At 55.0% G+C, this 22,571-nt stretch carries 21 protein-coding genes; 9 read left to right on the plus strand and 12 right to left on the minus strand.

Annotation, left to right across the window (positions count from 1 at the left end):
• Nucleotides 1-184: 184 nt before the first annotated feature.
• The 7 genes from ACR0MO_RS08910 (at nucleotide 185) to ACR0MO_RS08940 (ending at nucleotide 8,712) form a co-directional block, all read left to right on the plus strand.
• The gene (locus ACR0MO_RS08910; protein ID WP_480890769.1) at nucleotides 185-3,505 is read left to right on the plus strand and encodes an ATP-binding protein; all 3,321 of its coding nucleotides are present in this window, start codon (nucleotides 185-187) and stop codon (nucleotides 3,503-3,505) included.
• 336 nt (nucleotides 3,506-3,841) lie between these two features.
• Nucleotides 3,842-4,027: a RidA family protein gene (locus ACR0MO_RS08915; protein ID WP_480890771.1), complete on the plus strand. Its 186-nt coding sequence runs from the start codon at nucleotides 3,842-3,844 to the stop codon at nucleotides 4,025-4,027.
• Between the two features lie 98 nt (nucleotides 4,028-4,125).
• Nucleotides 4,126-5,406, plus strand: a complete 1,281-nt coding sequence (locus tag ACR0MO_RS08920) for an ABC transporter substrate-binding protein (RefSeq protein WP_170623048.1) — start codon at nucleotides 4,126-4,128, stop codon at nucleotides 5,404-5,406.
• 69 nt (nucleotides 5,407-5,475) lie between these two features.
• Nucleotides 5,476-6,327 (plus strand): branched-chain amino acid ABC transporter permease, encoded by an 852-nt coding sequence (locus ACR0MO_RS08925; RefSeq protein WP_170523080.1) that lies wholly within the window; start codon nucleotides 5,476-5,478, stop codon nucleotides 6,325-6,327.
• Between the two features lie 2 nt (nucleotides 6,328-6,329).
• Nucleotides 6,330-7,277 carry a branched-chain amino acid ABC transporter permease gene (locus tag ACR0MO_RS08930; RefSeq protein WP_170456012.1) on the plus strand — a complete coding sequence of 316 codons (948 nt, stop codon included), beginning with the start codon at nucleotides 6,330-6,332 and terminating at the stop codon, nucleotides 7,275-7,277.
• Complete coding sequence (locus tag ACR0MO_RS08935; protein ID WP_170456157.1) at nucleotides 7,274-8,005, plus strand: ATP-binding cassette domain-containing protein; 732 nt, start codon at nucleotides 7,274-7,276, stop codon at nucleotides 8,003-8,005. Before ACR0MO_RS08930 ends, ACR0MO_RS08935 begins: the two co-directional genes overlap by 4 nt.
• The gene (locus ACR0MO_RS08940) at nucleotides 8,005-8,712 is read left to right on the plus strand and encodes an ABC transporter ATP-binding protein (RefSeq protein ID WP_170456014.1); all 708 of its coding nucleotides are present in this window, start codon (nucleotides 8,005-8,007) and stop codon (nucleotides 8,710-8,712) included. Before ACR0MO_RS08935 ends, ACR0MO_RS08940 begins: the two co-directional genes overlap by 1 nt.
• A 253-nt stretch (nucleotides 8,713-8,965) precedes the next feature.
• On the opposite strand, the gene ACR0MO_RS08945 is transcribed toward ACR0MO_RS08940, so the two are convergent.
• From ACR0MO_RS08945 to aptA, 8 genes are all read right to left on the minus strand, one after another.
• The gene (locus tag ACR0MO_RS08945; protein ID WP_170633759.1) at nucleotides 8,966-9,598 is read right to left on the minus strand and encodes a tyrosine-type recombinase/integrase; all 633 of its coding nucleotides are present in this window, start codon (nucleotides 9,596-9,598) and stop codon (nucleotides 8,966-8,968) included.
• 231 nt (nucleotides 9,599-9,829) lie between these two features.
• Nucleotides 9,830-10,240, minus strand: coding sequence for a universal stress protein (locus tag ACR0MO_RS08950; protein ID WP_170456018.1), 411 nt, complete (start codon nucleotides 10,238-10,240; stop codon nucleotides 9,830-9,832).
• A gap of 143 nt (nucleotides 10,241-10,383) precedes the next feature.
• Nucleotides 10,384-11,676 carry a TRAP transporter large permease gene (locus ACR0MO_RS08955; RefSeq protein ID WP_170456020.1) on the minus strand — a complete coding sequence of 431 codons (1,293 nt, stop codon included), beginning with the start codon at nucleotides 11,674-11,676 and terminating at the stop codon, nucleotides 10,384-10,386.
• Entirely contained in the window at nucleotides 11,673-12,287 is a 615-nt protein-coding gene (locus ACR0MO_RS08960) for a TRAP transporter small permease (RefSeq protein WP_480627364.1), read from the minus strand. Before ACR0MO_RS08960 ends, ACR0MO_RS08955 begins: the two co-directional genes overlap by 4 nt.
• A 72-nt stretch (nucleotides 12,288-12,359) precedes the next feature.
• Nucleotides 12,360-13,349, minus strand: coding sequence for a TRAP transporter substrate-binding protein DctP (dctP, locus tag ACR0MO_RS08965; RefSeq protein WP_170456159.1), 990 nt, complete (start codon nucleotides 13,347-13,349; stop codon nucleotides 12,360-12,362).
• A 104-nt stretch (nucleotides 13,350-13,453) separates the two neighbouring features.
• Nucleotides 13,454-14,563 carry an alanine dehydrogenase gene (gene ald, locus ACR0MO_RS08970; protein WP_170456022.1) on the minus strand — a complete coding sequence of 370 codons (1,110 nt, stop codon included), beginning with the start codon at nucleotides 14,561-14,563 and terminating at the stop codon, nucleotides 13,454-13,456.
• A 25-nt stretch (nucleotides 14,564-14,588) separates the two neighbouring features.
• On the minus strand, nucleotides 14,589-16,100 hold the full coding sequence (locus ACR0MO_RS08975; RefSeq protein WP_480627365.1) for a CoA-acylating methylmalonate-semialdehyde dehydrogenase: 1,512 nt from the start codon (nucleotides 16,098-16,100) through the stop codon (nucleotides 14,589-14,591).
• 34 nt (nucleotides 16,101-16,134) lie between these two features.
• The gene (aptA, locus tag ACR0MO_RS08980) at nucleotides 16,135-17,430 is read right to left on the minus strand and encodes an omega-aminotransferase AptA (protein WP_480780878.1); all 1,296 of its coding nucleotides are present in this window, start codon (nucleotides 17,428-17,430) and stop codon (nucleotides 16,135-16,137) included.
• A gap of 171 nt (nucleotides 17,431-17,601) precedes the next feature.
• On the opposite strand from aptA, the gene ACR0MO_RS08985 reads away from it, so the two are divergent.
• On the plus strand, nucleotides 17,602-18,168 hold the full coding sequence (locus ACR0MO_RS08985; protein WP_170456026.1) for a cupin domain-containing protein: 567 nt from the start codon (nucleotides 17,602-17,604) through the stop codon (nucleotides 18,166-18,168).
• A 722-nt stretch (nucleotides 18,169-18,890) separates the two neighbouring features.
• On the opposite strand, the gene ACR0MO_RS08990 is transcribed toward ACR0MO_RS08985, so the two are convergent.
• Nucleotides 18,891-19,094: a helix-turn-helix domain-containing protein gene (locus ACR0MO_RS08990; RefSeq protein ID WP_480890777.1), complete on the minus strand. Its 204-nt coding sequence runs from the start codon at nucleotides 19,092-19,094 to the stop codon at nucleotides 18,891-18,893.
• Nucleotides 19,095-19,182: 88 nt separating this feature from the next.
• Between ACR0MO_RS08990 and ACR0MO_RS08995 the strand changes: the two genes are divergently transcribed.
• Nucleotides 19,183-20,151 (plus strand): restriction endonuclease, encoded by a 969-nt coding sequence (locus ACR0MO_RS08995; RefSeq protein ID WP_170452301.1) that lies wholly within the window; start codon nucleotides 19,183-19,185, stop codon nucleotides 20,149-20,151.
• A gap of 29 nt (nucleotides 20,152-20,180) precedes the next feature.
• Here ACR0MO_RS08995 and ACR0MO_RS09000 read toward each other — a convergent pair whose 3' ends face one another.
• The 3 genes from ACR0MO_RS09000 to ACR0MO_RS09010 form a co-directional block, all read right to left on the minus strand.
• Nucleotides 20,181-20,585 (minus strand): DUF5681 domain-containing protein, encoded by a 405-nt coding sequence (locus ACR0MO_RS09000; RefSeq protein ID WP_170623111.1) that lies wholly within the window; start codon nucleotides 20,583-20,585, stop codon nucleotides 20,181-20,183.
• 88 nt (nucleotides 20,586-20,673) lie between these two features.
• The gene (locus ACR0MO_RS09005; protein ID WP_170449314.1) at nucleotides 20,674-21,039 is read right to left on the minus strand and encodes a DUF5681 domain-containing protein; all 366 of its coding nucleotides are present in this window, start codon (nucleotides 21,037-21,039) and stop codon (nucleotides 20,674-20,676) included.
• Entirely contained in the window at nucleotides 21,032-22,381 is a 1,350-nt protein-coding gene (locus tag ACR0MO_RS09010; protein WP_480890782.1) for a site-specific DNA-methyltransferase, read from the minus strand. Before ACR0MO_RS09010 ends, ACR0MO_RS09005 begins: the two co-directional genes overlap by 8 nt.
• Nucleotides 22,382-22,571 lie beyond the last annotated feature (190 nt).

Here is a 22,571-nt window from a genome sequence, read left to right on the forward strand (position 1 = left end):
AAACGTCAATAGAGCTAATGAAGTCCTTGACTTGGTATTAAACGGACGTCTTCATTGAATAAGTACTTGTTCTTATTGTTTAACAAATAAGCCATCGGTTAATTGGCGGTTTAAGTTAACAAGGAGATGCTTGCTGGCAGAGTACATGTAGAGATCCTGTTACTAACGTAAGCAAAACTTATTGATGTCCGATATAGCGTCTTGGCTAAAGAAACATGGTTTGTCCAAGTATGCTGTCGCTTTTACTGAACATGAAATCGAACTTGGCGACCTGTCCGAATTAACTGACGAAGACCTAGTAACAATCGGACTTCCCCTCGGGCCGAGGAGGCGGTTTCTGAAAGCCATTCGCGCCAGCATAGAAGAGGAGCGGCGACCGCCCAGCAAAACCAACAGCCCCGAGATCGTGGCAGAGCGGCGACAGCTTACGGTAATGTTTATCGATCTTGTCGGATCAACGGAAATAGCACAAAGCGTCGATCCGGAGGATCTGGCCGATGTACTTCGACTTTTTAAGGAAACCTGTGCGGCGGCTGTTGCAGCGTTTGATGGCCATATTGCCAGCTACTATGGCGACGGAATCATGGTTTTTTTTGGATTTCCCCACGCCCATGAAGATGATCCCGAACGCGCCATTCGTGCGGGTCTGCGTATCATTGATGAGATGCCGGATGTTCGCACCCACGCGAAACTCAACGTCCGGATTGGGATCGCAACCGGATTGGTCGTGGTCGGCGATCTGCGAGGCGAAAAGATGTTTGAGGACGGAACGGCGATGGGTGAGACGCCCAACTTGGCCGCGCGTCTTCAAGCGATGGCAGATCCGGGGACGATGATCATCGCCCCAACCACTCATCAGTTGGCTGGTGATGCTTTTGAATACGTTTTGCGTGGCGCGTTCAAGCTCAAGGGTTTTGCTAAGGAAGTCGAAGCCTGGCAAGTAACCAGAGAGCGAGAAACAGTCAGCCGGTTTATGGCGATCGACAGTGTTTTGCTCAAGCCTTTGGTCGGTCGCGCCGCAGAATTGAAGGCGTTGAACGATAATTGGGCCTTGGCCAGTAATCGAAATGGGCAGGTTGTGTTGGTGTCAGGCGAGCCGGGAATTGGCAAGTCGCGTCTGGTGGAGGAATTTCGGCAGAACATCTCCGATTTGCCCCACACGCAAATGCGATATCAATGTTCTCCATATCACTTTGCGACTGCACTGTACCCTGTCATTCGCCAACTTGAGAGTGCCGCTGATCTTCGCGCTGACGAGTCAAATCACGTTAAGCTTGAAAAAATCCGCGGCGTGTTGAGCGATCAAACCGACCAAGCTTTGAAGTTGGCAGCATCCCTTTTGTCCATACCGTTCGAAGATCATTTGGGGGCGTTGGATCTGACACCGCGGCAGATCATGGATCTGTCTCTGGAATTGTTGCTGAACAATCTTTCATCAGAGGCTGACGATCATCCGGTTCTCTTCCTGTTTGAAGATGCTCACTGGATTGATCCAACAACCAAATTGTTGCTGGATCGGATGGTGGAGCGAATTCGCGACCTTCCAGTTCTGGTGGTTATGACGTTCCGGCCTGAATTCGATCCAGGTTGGACACTGCAATCGAACCTTACGAAGCTTGATTTGAAGCAGTTAAGCTTTCGACAGGTCAAGAGCATTGTTGACGAAGTCGCTAAAGACGAGTTGGTCGCTGACGGGATGTATGATGTGGTCGCGGCAAGATCCGACGGTGTGCCGCTATACGTCGAGGAGGTGACAAAAGATCTCCTTGAATCGGGCGTCCTGACCAGGGGAAGGGACACTTACACGATGGGTGGGGCATCGCCTGCGAACTCGGTGCCAAGTACGTTACATGATGCACTGATGGCACGCCTTGACCGCCTGAGCTCTGCCAAAGAGGTTGCCCAGATTGGAGCTGTAATTGGCCCTCAGTTTACTTACCAGTTGATTTCAAAAGTGGCCAGAATCAGCGATAAAGCGTTACGCGCAGGATTGGAGCTTCTGGTCGAAGCTGGCATAGTTTCAGTTTCTCGCGCAGAGGATTTTGAAACCTTCAGCTACCGTCACGCCCTTATTCGTGACACCGCATACAACAGCCTTCTAAAGCGAGAACGCCGGGTTCTGCACTCTCGCGTCGCGCAATATTTGGATGACACGTTGGCTCACACTGGTGACGCAAGCCCGGAAATTCTGGCTCATCACTATACCATGGCAGGAATGTGTAAGGAGGCCGTAGATTATCGTTACCTTGCAGGCCAACGAGCAGTCCAGCGATCCGCTAACATTGAGGCAAGCACGCAACTGTCGTTGGCGATTGAGCAGCTTGGCGAAATGGATCAAAGTTTTGAACGGGACCGCAAGGAAATTGAGATTCAGGTACTCAAGGCTGGTGTCTTACGATCAACCGCAGGAATAGCTGCCGACGAAACCGGTTCTGTTTATGCAAGAATACGCGAATTGTGTGAACGCATCGACGAAACCGAGCATCTGTTCCCAGTTCTGAATGGTTTGTATTCCTTCCATTTGGTGCGTGCCGAGTATGATTTGGCTAGGGACGTCGCAGCGCAATTGCTGGACCTAGCGGTGTCGACTCGTGAGACGCAGCATCAGATGGTGGCGCATCGCGCAATGGGTGCTGTACTGTTCCACATTGGTGACCTGGTGTCGGCGTATGAGCATTTAAGCAAAGCACTGGACCTCTACAGCAGGAAACGTGATGCGCATCTGGCGTACATCTATGGGTCCGACCATGCGGCGATTACTTCGTGCTTTTTAAGCTTGGCCATTTGGATGCGTGGGGACCCGGACAAAGCCCTTGAGGTTCAACAGCTCGCGGTGGCGGGTGCAAAAGAGCTGGAGCATGCTCATAGCATCGCGCAGTCAATGACCTATCTGTGTATGCTTCACCTTCTGCGCCGTGAACCCGCAAAAGTGCTGGAGATCGCGGAACAGCTTGAGGAACTTTCAGCCAAGCACTCGTTTACATTCATGTCTTTGACCGCGACCTTGTGGCGAAGCTGGGTGAATGCCTATGTTTCGCCGAAACAAGAAACGATCGATGCGTTACACGCAGCGTCTATAACTTGGTGGGAGAGTGGTGCGGGAAACTATAAACCGTTCTTTCTGACCCTAGTGGCGGAACTCACCTTGAACATAGGTAATCGGGACGGTGCCCTGAAATTGTTGGCTCAGGCCCGTGATCAACAGCACCACACAAATGAAGGCTGGGCCCGATCCGAGACCGATCGAGTCTACGCGCTCGCACGTTGCGAGAATGAGCTCGCAGAAAAAGCATTTCTTGAGGCTTTGGCCACTGCAAGAGAACAGAAAGCTAAGATGTTTGAACTCCGAACGTCGGTAGATTACGCAGAACAATGCAGACTATTTGGACATACGCACAAGGCGATATCTGATCTTCGTACTGCTCTGGATGGTATTGCAGGAGGTGAGTCTACGATCGATGTGATTGATGCAATTAAGCTCCTTAATCAAAGACCCGTAAGCTAAATTTCATGCTTTTCAAGGCATCACGCGGTTCTACTGATTGCGAAACTCTTTTTACGGAATGCGGAAATTTTTCACTTCATTGCGCCAACTGTGAGGCAATACGCTTGGAGATTTCGCTGACGCAGCGAATGACAGCATTGCGGGGTGCAACTGTAGCAATAATAGTCGCGCTCAAAGTCGTATCGCGCCGTTTGTCTGGGTCGTGGGTACGACGGCAATCGAACTCACGGGACGCATTCATGCGCCCGGCGATGTAGGCGCGCAAACGAGCTAATTCCTTTCCCGCACCGAAAAAGCGCCAAAGGAGATGGGGGCCGATCTGCGCAATGTGGCAGGTTGCAGTTATATCTGACTGACCTGTTACAGGCAAGCGAATTCGCCCGTGTGCATGGTGAGGTGTTCAAAGATATCGACCGGGTACTGACCGCTGTTCAGGTCGACCTGACGCAACCCGGTCTGTTGGTGAAGATCGACGTTGACGCAGTGATTCGCAACAAAAACGGAGAAATCAGCGGATTCTGAACATGAGTCCCCAAGAAAGGATTTGATCGCACCTTCGGCTTGTGTACTGTATACAGAATACAAGAATGGTAAAATAACAGACACAGGGAGCTAATGTGATGATCAAAACAGCACTACTAAGCGGAACATGCATCGCGCTAATGGCCTCGACGGCCGCTGCAGAGATCAAAGTTGGATTTATCGGGTCACTGTCTTCGGACACCGGTTTGTCCACGCTGCGCGGTGCCGAAGTTGCCATTGAGGAACTGAACGCCAATGGCGGTGTTCTGGGCCAGCAGATCACGCTTGTTTCAGCTGATACCGGGCAGGACCCTACCGAAGGCGTGCGCGCTTACGAGTATCTGGCGGAAACCGAAGAGGTTGATTTTATCATCTCGGGCTCGATCGACGATGTGTCGCTGGGCTGGCTGCCACGGATGCAGGAATACCGCATCCCGACGCTGGACACCTGGACATCTTATATCGGCATCATCGACATGGTGGCCGAAGACCCCGAGGGTATGGCTCCCTATTTCATGAACATCGCCTCGGACGAGGCGCTGGCAACGCTGTACATTAACTTTGGCGCGGATGTGTTGAAGGGCCAAATGGGCTGGGACACCGTGGTCATTTTAGCCGAGGACACAGCCTTTGGCGAGGCCATCACCGGTCTTGTGACCGAGGCGCTGGCCCCCGTGGCCGGGATCGAAGTCAAGGACATCATCACCTATGACGTCGCCACCGTCGATTTCGCGCCGATCTTCAGCCGGGCGCAGGATACGGGCGCAGATTTCATCTATCAGGTCTCGTCGGTAAACTCGCAGGTGGTATCCTCGCAATATGTAAAGCTTCAGGTGCCGATGGCGATGACGGGCGTAAACGTCTCTGCCCTGGGGATGGAGTATTGGGAGGATACAGGAGGGGCTGGCGGTGGCATCTCAACCCTGTCGCCGGTGCCTTCGGTGGGTTTCAAGCTGGACCCGGCCAGCCAGGAATTTGTCGACACCTATCAGGCCAAGTATGACAGCCGCCCGCTGCTGCCCCATTTTAATGGGTTCAACGCTTATCACGGGTTGAAACAGGCGATGGCGGCAGCCGAAGAGGCCGGTGGGTTTGACAAGGTCGAGGCCTGGGCCGAGGCGATGAAGAAGCAGGATCTGGTGCTGGATCTGGATGGTCAGTTGTGGCTGCGTTACGCCTTCTGGGGCGATGACGAGGTTGAGCCCGTCACCAACCGGACCTATCCGCACAACGCGCGTTTTGACTTGTCTGAACCTTTCGACGATGCCCAGCCTTCGATGGTTGTGGTCCAATGGTACGAAGACGGCACGGCGGCTGTGGTCTACCCCGAGAAATACGCGACGGGCGAGTTCACTCTGCCCAGCTGGGTCGAGAAGTAATCCCACCGCGTAGAATAGCATAAAGCGGGCGCGCCTTGATGCGCGCCCGAAGCTAAGGATCCAAACTAAATGTTGCAGATACTGATACAGGGGCTTTTGCTCAGCGGTCTCTATGCGCTTATCGCCATGGGTTTCACGCTGATCTTCAGCATCGGCCGCGTCCTGAACCTTGCCTATGGCGCATATCTGATGGTCGGTGGGTATATCTATTTCTGGGTGTCGCAGACCCTGGGAATGCCCAAACTGATGGGTGTTGTCGTTGCCGCCGCGCTGGGTGTGGTGATGGGGGTGCTGAAATACCGCCTGATCGTCAAGACACTGAAAGGCGATCATGTCGCCGTTGAGATTTCAACGCTGATACTGGCCGTCGTCATTCAGGCGGGCGTGGTGCTGGCCTTTGGCGACAGCAGCAAGATCCTGCTGCCGATCGTACCCGGCGTGATTAATGTGGCTGGGGCCTCGGTGACGTATAACATTCTGATCGCTACGCTGATCAGCTGGGCCATTTTGCTGGGCCTCTATGCCTTTGTGCGGCTGACCCATACCGGGCGGGCGATGCAGGCGGTGTCGATGGACGCCAAGGGCGCGGCAATCTCGGGCATCGACCCGGACCGGATCAACCTGATCACCTGGGGCATTTCCGGCGCGCTGGGTGCGCTTGGCGGGGTGTTCTTCGCCAGCTACACGCAGCTGTCGCCCTCGATGTGGGTGGCCCCGCTGATCATCTCGGTCGCGGTTGTCATCGTCGGCGGGATCGGATCGATCATCGGCACGCTGGTGGTGGCCCATATCGTCGGCTTTCTCGAGGTTATCGTGGTGGCGACACTCGCCCCGGAACTGCGCGGCGTGTTCACCATGCTGCTGATCATTGGCGTGCTGGTGACGCGTCCACAGGGCCTCTTTGGCCGCGAGGAACTTTGACGATGGAGCTGCGCTGGTTTCACTTTGCCCTCTGGGGCGGTCTGATCGCTGGAATGCTGTTGCTGCCGCAGGTCGTCTCGAACGGCACACTGCGGACGATGATCTTTGCCAACTACTTGGCGATCTTCGCCATCAGCTGGGACGTATTGTCCGGTCGTACCGGGTATATCAGCTTTGGCCACCCGTTCCTGATCGGGATCGGGGCCTATACCACGGCGATCCTGACCAAGCGGTTTGACGTGCCGGTCGAAATCTCCATCCCGGCTGCAGTTCTGGTCACCATGGCTGCGGGTCTGCTGGTGCTGCTGCCTGCGCTGCGCATCCGTGGCAGTTACTTTGCGCTGGTCACGCTGGCCTTCATGGAGCTGCTGTACCAACTGGTGCAGGTGATCCGTCCGGATCTGACCGGCGGCACCCGCGGCATGTCGGGCATCCAGACCCTGACCCGTGGTGCGGCAAACGGCTATTACCTGTCGACCGCGCTGATGCTGAGCGTTGCGATCAGCATGTGGCTGCTGATGAAAACCCGTCTGGGCACCGCACTGGCCGCCATCGGCATGAACGAGGAAAGCGTGCGGGGCTCGGGCCTCAACACCACGCGGCTCAAGGCGTTTGCCTTTCTGACCAGCGCGATGGTCGCAGGGCTGGGCGGGGCGTTCTATGTCCACTATCTGGGCTCGCTGGCACCACGTGCTCTGTTCGATATCAGCTTTTTGTTCACCATCATCGTGGCGGCGCTGCTGGGCGGAACCTCGACCATCATCGGTCCGATGATCGGAGCGTTCTTCATGACCTTCCTGCTGGAATACCTGCGTCCGGTGTTGCCGGGGGCGGAACGGTACTTCGTCTACGGGGCGATCGCGCTGGTCCTTTACATGTATCAGCCCAAAGGCCTGATCGAACTGATACAGCGCGGCTTTGCCCGGCTGCGGAAAGGAGGTGTGGCATGACCGCAGCGCTGGAAGTCACAAACCTGTTCAAACGCTTCGGCGGGCTGGTCGCCACCAATGGTCTGTCCTTCTCCCTCAAAGAGGGTGAATCCCTGGGCCTGATCGGTCCGAACGGGGCGGGCAAGACCACCGTGTTCAGCCAGATCATGGGCGAGCATCGCCAGAACAGCGGCACGATCGAGCTGTTCGGGAATGAGATCTCGTCCCTGCCGACATCACAGCGGATTCAGGCCGGGGTCAGCCGGACCTATCAGATCCCGCGCCCTTTCGGCGACATGAACGTGGCCGAAAACATCCGCGTAGGCCTGATGCCCGACAATATCTGGCAGATGATCACCAGATCTCCCGATCCCGACCGGGAACGCGAACTTGCCCTAAGCGTCGGATTTACCGAGGCCGATCTGGAACGGACCCCGTCCGAGCTGGCCATGGGTGATCTGCGCAAGCTGGAAATGGCCCGCACCATGGCCACCGCACCCAAGGTGATGCTGCTGGACGAGGTGTTCGCCGGTCTGACCGTGGGGGAGATCGCGCAGATCTCGGAACTGATCCAGCAGATGCGCAAGGATGGCATGACCTTCCTGATCGTCAGCCATGATCTGCCCGCGCTGGAGCCACTGATCGACCGCGCCGTCGCCATCGAGCGGGGCACGATGATCGCCGAGGGCACCTTTACCGAGGTGATGAATGACAAGGCCGTGCAGGCCTCGTATCTGGGGAGCGCCTGATGTCTTATCTGGAAATCGAAAACCTGTCGGCGTTCTACGACAAGGCGCAGGCGCTGACCGACATCTCGATCACCGTCGAACCGGGCGAGATCGTCGCCGTGGTCGGCCCCAACGGGGCAGGCAAGTCCACCCTTTTGGACAGCATCATGGGTTTGGTGGAAACCGAAGGTGACATCCGGCTGCATGGCCACAGCCTGACGGGCCGGACCCCCGCCGAGATCGTGCGCCACGGCGTCGGTTATGCGCCGGAACGGTTCAACCTGTTCCCCTACATGTCGGTGCGCGACAACCTCATGGTCGGTGCCTATACCGCCCGCGAGGATATCGAGGACAACATGGACATGGTCCACAAGCTGTTCCCGCGCCTGAAAGAGCGGGAAGGGCAGGAAACCTCGACCCAATCGGGGGGTGAACGGCAGATGGTGTCCTTTGGGCGTGCGCTGATGACCAGCCCCGAACTGCTGCTGATCGACGAACCGACGATCGGCCTGGCCCCCAAGATCTGCAACGAGATCGCCGAAGTTGTTCGACAGTTGAACAAGGAATTCGGCCTGACCGTTGTGATCACCGAGCAAAACGCCAACTTCGCGTTGTCTCTGGCCAGCCGGATCTACGTGCTGGAATCGGGCCGGATGCAAACCTCGGGAACCGCCGAAGAACTGCGCAACGATGAACGGCTGCTGGAGGCCTATTTCGGCAGCCACTGAGGCATGCGCGGCTTTGTGCTGGCCATTTCTCTTCTTTGCGTCGGCGCTTGTTTGACGAACTGAAAGACTGCAGTCCAACAAAAAATTGTTGGCGAAAGCGTAGCGAATTTTCCTTATGTCCAAGAAGATTAAATTTGTTTACGATCTAACTTAGCGGCTGCATCGAGCGTCCAGAATGCGGGCTGCGATCACAGTATCTTTCCTAGTCGATGAATGACTGGCTGGGGCCGCCAACGAAAGCGGCCCGCAGTATTCAGATTTCAATTGCCTCTGCTATAGCAAGTGCATCCTCGAGCTCAACTCCGAGATACCGAACGGTACTGTCCATCTTTGTATGCCCAAGTAAGAGTTGTACCGCGCGCAGATTGCCCGTCTTTTTGTAAATCTGAGTAACCTTTGTGCGCCGCATCGAATGTGTGCCATATGCGCTGGCTTCCAAACCTATAGACGTGACCCAATCACGCACGATCCGGGCATACTGGCGCGTTGAAATGTGCAAACGCTCATGGAAACGCCCTGGCCAAAGGTATTCAGACCCAACCATAAGTTCATCTTCCATCCACTTCTCGACGGAGGTCCGAGTACCTTCAGAAATTTCGAAGCGGACCGGTTTCTGAGTTTTACTTTGCAGCACCGAAGCCCGCTCCTTGATCTGACCAGAGGCCATGATGTCAACGACTTTCATCTTCACCAAGTCACAACCGCGCAACTTGCTGTCGATGGCCATATTGAAGAGAGCGAGGTCGCGATGGTTCTCTGCGAGCTCCAATCTTACTCGAATTGCCCAGACGTGTTTGGGTTTTAACGGGCGTTTTTGACCGACGATGCGTCCCTTGTTCCAAGCTGGGCGAAGCGCGCGAATGGCAGGTAAGTTTGGTGTATCCATAACTGATCCTCCTTTCCGCCATTCCCGCCCACAACGACAACCCGACGTTGACAAAAGAGGATATCACAGGATGCCGCGTTGCCGCCGAGATTGGCTGCGAATCATACCTCCCAAAGGCCGCAAAGTGAAACTCTTTTAGGTGCACCAAAATTAGACCTTGGTCACCGTGAGACGTGCTTATCACCGCAGATTTCACTGGGCGAAGTTACGAGCATGTTGCGGGTGCCAGCGTCACAGTCGGAGTACATGCACCGAACACTGAGCATGGCGAACAACGAGAGCAGCCGTGGAACCCAAAAAGAACTCTTTCATCCCAGGTTTGTGTGAAGCGAGGACGATACAGTCGATGCCGTGTTTGTTGGCGTATTCGGTGATTGCGCGACCCGCCGATTGGCTCTCGATCAGGATAGACGACACTTCTGTCTCACTTGTTAGGCGCTCGGCCAAGCGCGCCTTTGCTTTTTGGAGAGACTTTTCTGCGATTCCTTCATCCATATAGTACATTATCTGTCTGTTTGGGGGCTCATGGATATGCGCGGCAGTGATTTTTCCACCTTCGGATACAAGGGCATGTGCCGCCGCAAGTGCGTGTTCACTGATGCCATGCTCCAGAGACAGAGCGACTAGAATATTTTTGTACATTTCAAACCTCCGTATTCAGGTCTTCAGTTTTCTGCTGCTAACTCGCCGCTCCTATTTCACCTTCGGGAGGGCGCACAGGCACCCCAGCCGTAAGAATGGGGTGCGTGCAGTTTCGTCTTGGGCTTATTTGTGCTTTCCCGTCGCTACCTGCTGAGCAGGAGGTCCGGCAGGAACAGGGCCAACTCTGGTACAAAAGTTGTCAACATCAGCGTTGGGAGCCAGGCAAAGACTATGAAGATCAAAGTCGGCCATAACATGCGCGAAACCGGCTCATCACAGACCTGCGCACCAAGATAGAGCAGAGGTGCAGTCGGAGGGGTGATGTTCGCCATACCTAAGTTCACGCCAATCACGGCCGCAAAATGGATGGGATCCATGCCGGTGCTCTGCGCGATGGGCAGTAGGATTGGTGTTGCCAAAAGCAGACCGGAGATATCGTCCATCAGCATCCCGATCAGGATCATCACGACGTTGATCATCAGAAGGATGACGACCGGATTGTCCGAAACGGAATAGACCAGATCTTTGGCCAACTGAGGTGCACCCTGCGAGATCAGGTTGTCCGACACGATCAGAACCATGAAGATCATGACCATGACCACACCAATCGTAACACCGGAATTCTGGATCGTCTGGGCCAGAGTTTTCCAGGTCAGGCCACGATAGAAGTAGAGCGCGATTGGGATCGAGTAGACCACTGCGATACCGGCGGCTTCGGTCGGTGTCATGATACCGCCATAGATACCGCCAAGGATGATCAACGGCATCATAAGCGCAGGTCCGGCCAGGCGCGCCTGAACTCCGAATGTCGGCAGGAACGGTTTAGGACGTTCCGTCAGGTTGATGTCGTCATACTTCCGCAGCATGAACTGATTAACGATTATCAATAGCGTGATCAGGATGATCGCCGGAATGACCGTGGACAAGAAGCACTTTAGTACATGCTGCTGTGCGACCCAGCCATAAAGGATGTGCGACGAACTCGGCGGGATCAACAGACCTAAAGGGCTGGCCGCTACGATCAAAGCCGCCGATTGCCCACCCGGATAGTTGGCCTTTTTCAGGTGGGGCATCATGATGCCGCCGATACAGGTCAGCGTTGCGTTTGCACTGCCGGAAATGGAGCCAAACACACCGCAGGCCAGCACCCCCGCTGCGCTCAAACCTCCTTTGATGTGACCAATGAACATTTCAGCCAGTGCAACAAGAGGGGCGGCGATCTTACCTTTTTCCATGATGCCACCGGCAATCATGAAGAGGGGGATCGCCAGAAGCACCAGTGAGCGGATACCTGTAGAGCCGGTGGGCAAGTAGCCGGTGATGGATTGATCTCCAATAAGGGCGATGAAAATCAAAACCGATCCGAATGCCACATAAACGCTGACGCCTAACAGCAGCATAAAGCAGACGATAAGGAGACTTCCTCCGATGATCATTGGGTTTCTCCTTTTTGCATTTCGGATCTCAGGGGTAGACCGAGCCCTTTGCGGATGTGCACGTACAAATATGCCGCCGTGAACGTCGCCATGAGGCCAAAGGCAATCATGATTGCAATCCGCCAGGTCACAAACGGAATGCGCAGCACCGGGGTTGCGCGCAGCCGGGGGAATGAGAAGTCATCAAGCAGCGAGACATAACAGGCGTACATGAGGAATAGGATCACCAGCACCTCGACTGTCAGGACGACAAAGCCGCGCCACCAAATCAACCGAGGATTTTGGATCACAATGCCAAGAATGTCCGCGTTGATGTGCAGGTTGCGGGCAGAGGCCAGAACAGCACCTGCAAAAAAGCCGATGATGCTAATGCCCAAAAGCCATTCTTCGTAGGCAAACAGATCACCGCCAAATCCATACCGGATGACAACAACTGCCCCAAATGTGAAAGCCATCAGGAAACCGGCAAACATAACGATCTGCCTCATGACAAAAGCCACTGCTTTCAGCGGATACCCAATAATGACTGGCAACTCGTCAGTGATTTTTTGCGAACTCTTCTTTTCTGCGCTTTCGACGACCAATGGACGTTCAGCTTCAGAACTAGACATCTTTCTCCCTCCCTTTGTTGAGCCAAAGACCAAAAAAGGGCCAGCTGATCTGCTGGCCCTTCTTCTCAGTGATTATTGCTGTTCTTTTGCTGCCAGCAGGCGGTCGATGATGTCCTGACCGACGTTTTGTGCCATTGCGGGCCAGACCGTTTCCTGGACATGAGCGGCCATCGCAGCTTGTTCTTCGTCGCTCAGGCGCAAGATGGTGTAGCCTTTGTCGATCAGTTTCTGGCCGAACACTTCGTCGTTCTCACGGTTGTAGGCAAAGAAGTCTTCGGACGCCTTGGTCATAGCGGCTTGTAGAGCGGTGCGCTGTTCATCGTTCAGCTTGTCGAGTGTCCGCTGCGACGCATAGAAAGTTGTCAGTTCCGAAATCGAGTTGTACTCGACAAAATGGGTGCCAACATCTGACTGAGCGAAGATCGAGTAGGTGGCTGTCTTGGTGCAGCAGATCGCCCCATCAACAATACCGGCCTGAAGTGCGGGGAAGATGTCGCCCCATGCCATGGTGGTCGCCTGGTAACCCAGTTCTTCGACCATCGACTTCACAACGCTGGACGACCAGACGCGAATGTTCATGCCCTTGTCGTCAAAAGTATTCCAGTTCTGGGGCTCTTGCGACGAAACGATGCCGATGAACCCTTCCGGATTCTGCGCCATGACGCGCACGCCATATTCGTCGGTGATCTCTTGCAGGATGGTGTTGAACTCGGAGTCCATGTTCAGAAGCGTGCTCTCCATGTCATCCCAGCCGCCCAGCAGGAACGGCATTGACAGGAATTCGAGGCGTGGATCTGTATCGGCATAGATGAACGCCGATGCCAGATCGATGTTGCCGCGTGCAACATCTTCGAACAGCGCCTCACCAGAACCCAGCTGGTTTGCAGGGAAGACCTCGACCTTCAAGCCGACATCCGCTGCTGCCACATCCGCTGCGACCTGTTCCATCATCTTCGTGCCCTGATGATCGATCGGGAACACGCCAGCGAAGCGCAGTGTCATGTCTTCCGCTGCAGCGGTCGTTGAGATTGTGGTTGCAGCGAGCAAAGCTGCGCCACCCATCGCGCCGAGGGCGCGGCGGTTAATCTTCGTAATCATTAAGGTTTCCTCCTCAGTGGTGTGTGTCCCGCCGCAATACGCGCAACGGGACATTTCTTTGCTTCAAGTCAGCAAAGTTCCGGGGCGATGAACTCGTATCCAAGATCATCGGCCACAGCCTTGTAAGTCACCTTCCCGTGGGCCACGTTCAGGCCATTCTTCAGGTGACGATTGTCTGCAAGCGCCTGCTTCCAGCCATTGTTGGCAATAGCCAGAGCGTGCGGCAGCGTGACGTTGTTCAGTGCATAGGTCGAGGTTCGGGCGACTGCGCCAGGCATGTTGGCGACGCAGTAATGAACAACATCGTCGACAACATAGGTAGGCTCTGCGTGAGTGGTGGCTTTGGACGTTTCAAAGCAGCCGCCCTGATCGATCGCCACGTCCACGACGACCGCACCGGGTTTCATTTTCGAGATCAGCTCGCGTGAAACCAGCTTGGGCGCAGCAGCGCCCGGGATCAGAACCGCGCCAACAACCAGATCCGCATTGGTGACTTCTTCCTCCAGTGCAGCTTTGGTTGAATAGACAACCTTGGCCGAGGCCTCGAAGTGGTTTTCCAGCTTCTCCAGAACTGCCGGATTGCGGTCCAGAATGGTCACGTCCGCGTGCAAGCCAACAGCCATCTGAGCCGCATTGAACCCAACAACACCGCCACCGATGATCACGACCTTGCCTGGTTTCACACCAGGCACACCGCCCAGCAGCACGCCTAGGCCTCCCTTTGCTTTCTCCAACGCACCGGCACCGGCCTGGATCGACATGCGACCGGCCACCTGGCTCATCGGTTTCAGCAGGGGCAGACCGCCATTGTCGTCGGTGACGGTTTCATAAGCGATGCAGACAGCGCCCGAGTCGACCAGATCTTTGGTTTGTTCCGGGTCGGGGGCCAGATGCAGATAGGTATAAAGGATCTGACCCTCACGCAGCATGGCGCGTTCCACGGCCTGGGGCTCTTTCACCTTCACGATCATCTCGGCATTGGCAAAGATGTCTGCTGCGGTTTCGGCAATCTCCGCGCCAGCGGCACGATAGGCATTATCATCAGCCCCAATGCCAACACCGGCATTGGTTTCCACGACGACGTTGTGACCATGCGAAACCAGTTCCGCGACACTTTCAGGGGTCAGGCCGACCCGATATTCATGGTTCTTGATTTCCTTGGGAACACCAATGAACATGTTCTTCACTCCTTGGAACGGATGATCATTTTGCGGTTGGCATGACGAACTCGGCACCTTCCGAGATACTTTCAGGCCAGCGCTGCATGATGGATTTCTGCTTGGTGTAGAAACGCACACCCTCCTCGCCATAGGCGTGCATGTCGCCGAACAGGCTCTTCTTCCAGCCGCCAAAACCGTGCCAGGCCATCGGAACCGGGATCGGAACATTGACGCCGACCATGCCGACCTGAACCTGCTTGCCGAATTCACGCGCGACGTTGCCGTCACGGGTGAACAGCGACACACCATTGCCGAACTCGTGGTCGTTGATCAGTTGCAGGCCTTCGGCAAAGTTCGAGACGCGGACACAGGACAGAACCGGGCCAAAGATCTCTTCCTTGTAGATCTTCATATCTGTCGTGACATTGTCGAACAGAGTGCCGCCCAGGAAGAAGCCTTCCTCATGCCCTTCGACGCTGTAGTCACGGCCATCGACCAGCAGGTCAGCACCTTCTGCAACGCCAGAGTCGATATAACCCTTGATCCGGTCACGCGCAGCGGCCGTAACGATCGGGCCCATCTCGGCATCCAGCTCAAGGCCATTCTTGACCTTCAGGGTTTCGGCGCGCTCTTTCAGAACCGGGATAAGCTTGTCGGCAGCATCGCCAACCAGCAGAGCAACCGAGATCGCCATGCAGCGTTCGCCCGCCGACCCAAAGGCCGCGCCGATCAGGGCGTCGGCGGCCTTGTTCATGTCCGCATCGGGCATCACCAGCATGTGGTTCTTTGCGCCACCCAGGGCCTGAACCCGTTTGCCGTGCCGCGCACCAACCTCGTAGATGTAGTTCGCAATCGGGGTCGAACCGACAAAGGACACAGCCTTGACGTCGTCATTCTCCAACAGCGCGTCCACGGCGACCTTGTCACCTTGCACGACGTTGAACACGCCATCGGGGAAACCGGCTTTCTGCATCAGATCCGCGTACAGCAGCGCTGCGGACGGATCGGTCGGCGACGGCTTCAGGATAAAGGTATTGCCTGCGGCGATGGCGATCGGGAACATCCACATCGGAACCATGACCGGGAAGTTAAACGGCGTGATCCCGGCCACAACGCCCAATGCCTGACGCGTGGTCCAGTTGTCCATTCCAGTAGACACCTGCTCCGTGTAATCGCCTTTGAGGAGTTGAGGGATGCCGCAGGCAAACTCGATGATGTCGATGCCGCGCTCAACTTCACCCTGCGCGTCCGTAAACACCTTGCCGTGTTCGACGGTGATGGCGCGGGCCAGATCGTCCTTATGCTCGCGCACCAGGGCCAGGAAGTTGTTCATCAGGCGGGCGCGGCGGATCGGCGGGGTATTCGACCACTTGGGAAACGCTGCTTTGGCAGCTGCAACCGCATCGTCAACCGTCTGTACCGTCGCCAGCGACACCGCGCCGGTTTGCGCCCCGGTTGCAGGGTTGAATACCGGCTGGGTCTTCTCACCAGAAGGAGCAGTGATTTGGCCATTAATGTAGTGGCCGATCAAAGCGATCGGGGATGCATCTTTCATGATGTCAGTCCTTTTTGGGGTTAGAAGTCAGTGGTCATGGCAAGTCAGCCAATACCTCTCCAAGTGTTTGACAGAGTGTCGTTATTTCAGGTTCCGAAATGATAAGCGGCGGCGACAAGGCGATAATGTCACCGGTGACACGGATCATTATTCCGGCGTCCCAGCCCCGTTTCATTGCATCATAACCCCGTGCCCCAGGCGCGCCCTCTCGTGGTGCAAGCTCGACCGCGCCCACCAATCCCAGATTGCGGATATCGATGACGTTGGGCAGACCCTTGAGGCTGTGAAGCTGATCCTCCCAGTGCTGCGACAGCAATGCAGCGCGCCGGAATAGATCATTCTGCTTGTAACTCTCCAGCGTTGCCAGCGCCGCGGCGCAGGACACAGGGTTGGCGGAATAGGTATAACCGTGGAACAGCTCAATCGGCGCATCGGCGTTTTCCATAGCCGAGTCATATATCTTGTCGGATACGATGACCGCTCCCATCGGAATGACACCATTGGTGAGGCCTTTGGCGGTCGTGATGATGTCCGGCTTTACATCATAATACTCTGATGCTGTCGCTGCCCCCAAGCGGCCAAAAGCGGTGATGACCTCGTCGAAAATCAGCAGAATGCCATGGCGGTCGCAGATCTCACGCAGCCGCTTTAGGTATCCTTTCGGCGGCAGGAGAACACCGGTCGAACCGGCCATTGGTTCGACGATCACAGCCGCAATGGTCGAGGCGTCATGCAAAGCAACCAAACGCTCCAGATCGTCTGCCAGCTCTGCCCCGTGTTGTGGGCAACCGCGGGAGAAAGCGTTTTTGTCCAGATCATGCGTGTGACGCAGGTGATCAACGCCGGTCAGAAGCGTGCCGAAATGCATGCGGTTCTTGACGATACCGCCAACCGAGATGCCACCAAACCCTGTGCCGTGGTAGCCACGCTCGCGCCCGATCAAACGCGTACGCGCCCCATCGCCGCGCATTCGATGGTAGTGCAGCGCAATCTTTAGCGCCGTATCAACAGACTCGGAGCCAGAGTTGGTGAAGAAAGCATGGTTCATCCCCTCAGGCATCATCGCGGTCAGCTTTGCCGACAACTCAAATGCCTGCGGGTGTGAGAACTGGAAGTTTGGTGCGTAATCCAGCTCGTGCACCTGTTTCTGTACCGCTTCAACGATAAGCGGATCACGGTGACCGGCATTGACGCACCACAGTCCGGCGGTGCCGTCCATGACCCTGCGACCATCGGAGGTAGTGTAGTACATCCCATCAGCCGCTTGGATCATTCGGGGCTCGCGAAGGAAATCACGATTGGCCGAAAACGGCATCCAAAACGATGACATTGAGTTGGGTTGATCGAGCACGTTCTTTCCTCGTGAAACAGATTTTCATTTGATGACAAATCTTTGCAGAGTTCAGACCTTCCGCACACCCGGCTTTATGCGATTCTGTAAGTTATTGAAAAACAGACCGCCGCCCCCTAATGTGCTTAAAATCAAAAGCGGGAAATCATTATGGATGCCTCACTAAAATCTGATCTGGAAACCGCAAGACGGCTGCGATTGATTCGAACCTCAAAGGGCCTCAGTCAGCGCGAAATGGCAAAGCGGGCCGGTGTGGGAAGCGGTACGATTTCTCAAATTGAAAGCGGATCGTCCCAGCCATCTGTGGCATTGCTCAAGAAGATTCTTGCAGGTGTAGACATAAATCTTGGTTTCTTTTTCAGCTTTGAACTCAAAAACGACGACAGCTTTTATTTTCCTCACAGCAGCATGCGTGATCTTGGATCACCCGGAGTTTCCTATTTGCTTGTCGCAGGTGAGCGCCGAGACAGAAAGCTTCAGATGCTCATAGAAAAGTACGACGTCGGAGCTGACTCGGGTCGGTCTGAACTATCGCATGAAGGAGAGGAATGCGCGGTTGTGATAGAGGGCCGTCTTGAAGTGACGGTAGATGGGCAGTCCAGGGTTCTGGGTCCCGGGGACGCGTACTATTTCTCAAGCATATTGCCACACAGGTTTCGAAACGCTGGAGACACACCCTGTAAAGTCATTAGCGCATGCACTCCTTCGTCGTTCTGACTAAATCACAAGACCTCTTCTGTGAACGCTTCAATATTTCGCGGGATGGTCAAATTCGATAACCAACTCAGAATGTGGAAATGAAATCGACATTCACGATCAGGAGCCAACTGTCGCCTTTCTCACGCCCCCCCCGACGGCGGGCTTTTTAGGTTTCGCGCCTGCAGCGAATGGCCGAATGCGTGCTGCCGCTGCGGCATCTTGAATGCTCGGCGAAGGTCGGGATTGGGCCGGTTCCGGCGTCGCATTTTCTTGACCCACGACTGATGCTTCATGTCATGGGACATTGGGCCCACAAGTTTGGGACCTCAATTAGTTGTGCCATGTCCCATAAATTGATGTGGATTCCTCAAAGCGTTTTTTGTCGTACATCCGATGATAGTAAAGAAATTGCTCGACTTCCATGGCTTGGCAAGCGGCACTGCTGGCATGGACAACACAACCCGTGAACAGCTCAGTTTCGTTTTTGCAAAGCTAACGGGTAGTTTGGAGGACGCGGCATCGCAAGCTCTCAAAGGCCAGCGATCGAAGATTAGCCCAAAAGAAGCAATAGAGCTTGTTCAGTCCCTCCAGGTCCCGCTGCAACACGCCGCCGCGCGTATGCGGGCGATTGAGCTCTTAGCCCGTCAGAACGGGCGAAAATGAAGCGAAGCACCAACTTTGGATTGCGCAAAGCGGGCGTATGAGCCTGCACAGGATCGGTAGTCAGTCAATCCGTAGAACTAGTCCAACAACTCACCCAGCGAGACACCAAGCGCGGTAGCCAGTTTATCCACAACGGTAATCGTTGGGTTGCGGGCACTGCGCTCGAGATCGCTAATGTACGTCCTGTGAACATCCGCTTGATGCGCGAACTCCTCTTGCGACCAGCCTTTTATCTGCCGCAAGCGTCGCAGGTATTTGGCAAGGCGGTCGCGCACATCCATACAGCGTGTTGGACATCGACACAGATGATCAGTCTACAGACGATCAGTGACATATTCTGTTGACTTCCGTCCTAAACGAAGCGCTGGTATGTCACCGATCGACGACAAGGCGCGGCAGATGAAAGACCAGTTGAACCCATCAGATGTGCGATATGTAAAGCTAGGCTCTGGCGGCAAACATGTTGATTATGCCCTGGAGAATGCGGTCATTCCTGTCGACTTTGACCTGGCCGACCACTCGCTGTGTCTGGAAGGCGATTGGGAGATGTTGCTAACAACGATGACCCAGGCCGGGCGCGGAATTCAGGCCGCAAAAGAAGATATACGGGAATTGAAAGACTTCTACGACCTGCCAGACGGCTCGCTTTGGATTACAATGGCGCGTGGGCACCTATGGTGGGCGCTTGCGGGCGACAAGATCGAACTATCCAAGGTAAAATCGTCGGGCCCGGTGCGTTGGCGATCAACACAAAGTGGCTGGTCCAAAATATCGCTTGCTGGCACCCCTCTCCAACTAAACACCCTGAGTTCAGCGCTCACCAAGACAGCATCATACAGGCGGACAATTTGTAAGGTCGAGGCTCAGGACTACCTGTTGCGATCCATCCGGGGAGAGCGCCATCCGCTACAACACCACGCCTGCGCGCTCACCGACGAGATGCATAGTCTGGCAGAGCAAATGATCAGGACCCTGCATTGGGCAGAATTTGAAACATTGATTGATCTCATCTTCCTGCGAAACGGCTGGCGGCGTACCAGCCTGCTGGGTGGCAACATGCCTGATGTGGACCTGGTGCTCGAGCAACCCCTGACCGGGGAAACGGCCTGGGTTCAGGTCAAGAGCCAGGCACGTCAGGCTGAGCTCGACAGCTATATTGAACGATTCTTAGCCGATGGGTCCTGGGACCGTTTCATATTTGCATGTGCCGATCCACGCGGCGCATTGGCCCTTCCAACGCAAAGGGATTTGAACCTGGACATTTGGACAGGCAACGAGCTGGCCTCAAGAACTTTGGAGTCCGGGCTTTTTAAGTGGCTGTCCGACAGGATGGTCTGACTCACTTAGCTACGCCATTCCAGTGCTGCCTATGTCGGACGGTGCCAGGGTTGTTCATCCTCCTTAACGTATTCGACCCTGAGCAGCGTGGTCTCAAGCGTGCAACCTTCAGGCGCAACAAGACAGCCGTAGCCCATGTTATTGACCTCCTGCGGGCTGTATTTTTCCTGTAGTTCATCAAGTAGAACTTTGGCTTTCAGATTACCCTTCAGCGCTTCACGCTGAATCATCTTCAACACCAATTCCACAGTCGAGTAGCGCTTGCGTTCGCCGTCTTCGCTGACAACATGTGTTTCATGCGCAACTCTCTGGACAATAGGCTTCATCCCTTTCGCACCGCGCAGTCTTCCCTTGGGATTGCCAGATTTTCCTCTTTGGAACCTGGTGGGATAAAGAGGATCGAAATCCTCAAGCGGGTCAGCACCATCGGTCATAGGCTAATTCCTTGATACATAAATTAGGGGCTTGGCCATACTTTGCACCTCGCGGCTTGCCCCAGTCTTTGAGCGTTGAAGATAGCCATTAGGTGTCGTTTTCATGTTCTTGCACGGGGGCTCTTGGTGCGATCACCACGCCTGTTTGTATCTTCGATCGCGGGGGTGTTATGGCTTCATATTTTTCAAACTGCTTTAGCACGTACCTTGCCGATTGGATGTTTCCCTTGAGCGCTTTATCAACCTGCACACGCAGTGTGGCTTCGCGCGCGTCCATGTTTTTGCTGCCGCCGGGCAAACGAACTCTGACCTGCTGATCCAGGACCTGATCCAGATCCAGTTCAATGGACCCTTTTTTACGGGGCCTGCCTTTTGGATTTCCGGATTGTCCCTTTTGGAACTGAGTATCCCGAGGAGGACGACCGAAGCCAACTTGGTAGTCTTTGTCACGCATCTGCTGCCTCCGATTCAGCTATCGCACTGACACCTTCGCTTGCACGATCAGCCGCGACCTCATGAAACACCGGACCGTCTTCACCAAGACGTGGGATCAGGCCGAATGTTTCCGTCAAACGGCGCAGGATCACGTCACAGTAGGCTGCATCAAGCTCGACCCCATATCCACGGCGACCCGATTGCTCAGCCGCTACAAGTGTGGATCCCGACCCACAGAATGGGTCCAACACCAACCCGCCACGATGTGAGCAGTCCAGAATGGCGTCCCTCACCAATGCCACAGGCTTAACTGTAGGGTGCATCTCAAGGCCGCCCTGCCCTTCACCAAAACTATTGGCTCCGGCATAAGTCCAGACATTCGTCCGGTTCCTGCCATTCTTTCCAAGTTCGACATTGTTGATGTGTTTGCCGGCCCCCGATTTGAACAAAAACACCAACTCGTGCTGTGAGCGGTACAGCGATCCCATTCCGCCATTGGTCTTAGACCAAACACAAAGGTTTTTGAGCTCGGAGTAAGCCACGTCCCCTGCCCCAAGGATTTCTCTTATATGGCGCCAGTCCATACACTGAAAATGAATGGAACCGTCTTCACTATAGGCGGCAAGGTGTTTGAATACAGTCGTCAAGAAGCACTGAAAGTCTTCTGGCGACATTTCACCGGACGCCATGGCAAACTCTCGATGCTGAACCGATCCCAAGCCCGAGACGTGTCCCCGTATGGGCACGTTGTAAGGGGGATCTGTGAAGACCATCTGAGCACGTTCCGATCCGAGCAAAGCGGCATAGGTCTCCGCCCTGGTGCTATCCCCGCAGATCAGGCGATGAGGGCCAATGTGCCAGATGTCACCCTCCCGGGTTACCGGCGAATTCCCAGTTGGTGTCGGAACCTGATCCAACGGATCCTGCCCCTCCTCACCATCCAGTCTCAGCGCCTGGATGCTCAGATCGATCTCAGGCAACTCGAAACCCGTTAGTGTGAGATCAAATGGGATTTCCAACTCTTCGAGGTACTGGAATTCGAGCGCCAGAAGGCCTGCATCCCAACCCGCATTTTCAGCAAGCTTGTTGTCCGCGATGACATAAGCCCGAATGTCCTCTTGGCTCATGCCTGACAAACAGATCGTTGGGACTTGCTCCAACCCCAAGAGTTTGGCTGCCTCGACACGGCCATGTCCCGCAATGAGCTGATTGTCATCATCAACAAGAACGGGGTTGGTAAACCCAAAGTGCTCGATTGAGCGCATCACCTGCCGGATCTGGCTTTTCGAATGCGTTCTGGGATTTCTGTTCCTTGGCTTAAGAGCGTTGGGAGATTGATAAACTAACTTCAGCGCAGTCAATGACGTGGCTCCTCACATAGGCGGAGCCGAATTCAGAACGTCAGATACAATGCGTCCCCGGGTTTCACTTCGGGTCCACGCAAGCGCATTCTAACGTGTTATATGTCTGGGCACTTGTTTCAGCCAGGCGCTGTCCCGGTTCAATCTCAGACAGCGTCAAGATCATTCCGGCCATTTTATTGTTAAGATC

The sequence above is a fragment of the Ruegeria sp. K5 genome (genome assembly GCF_056531805.1).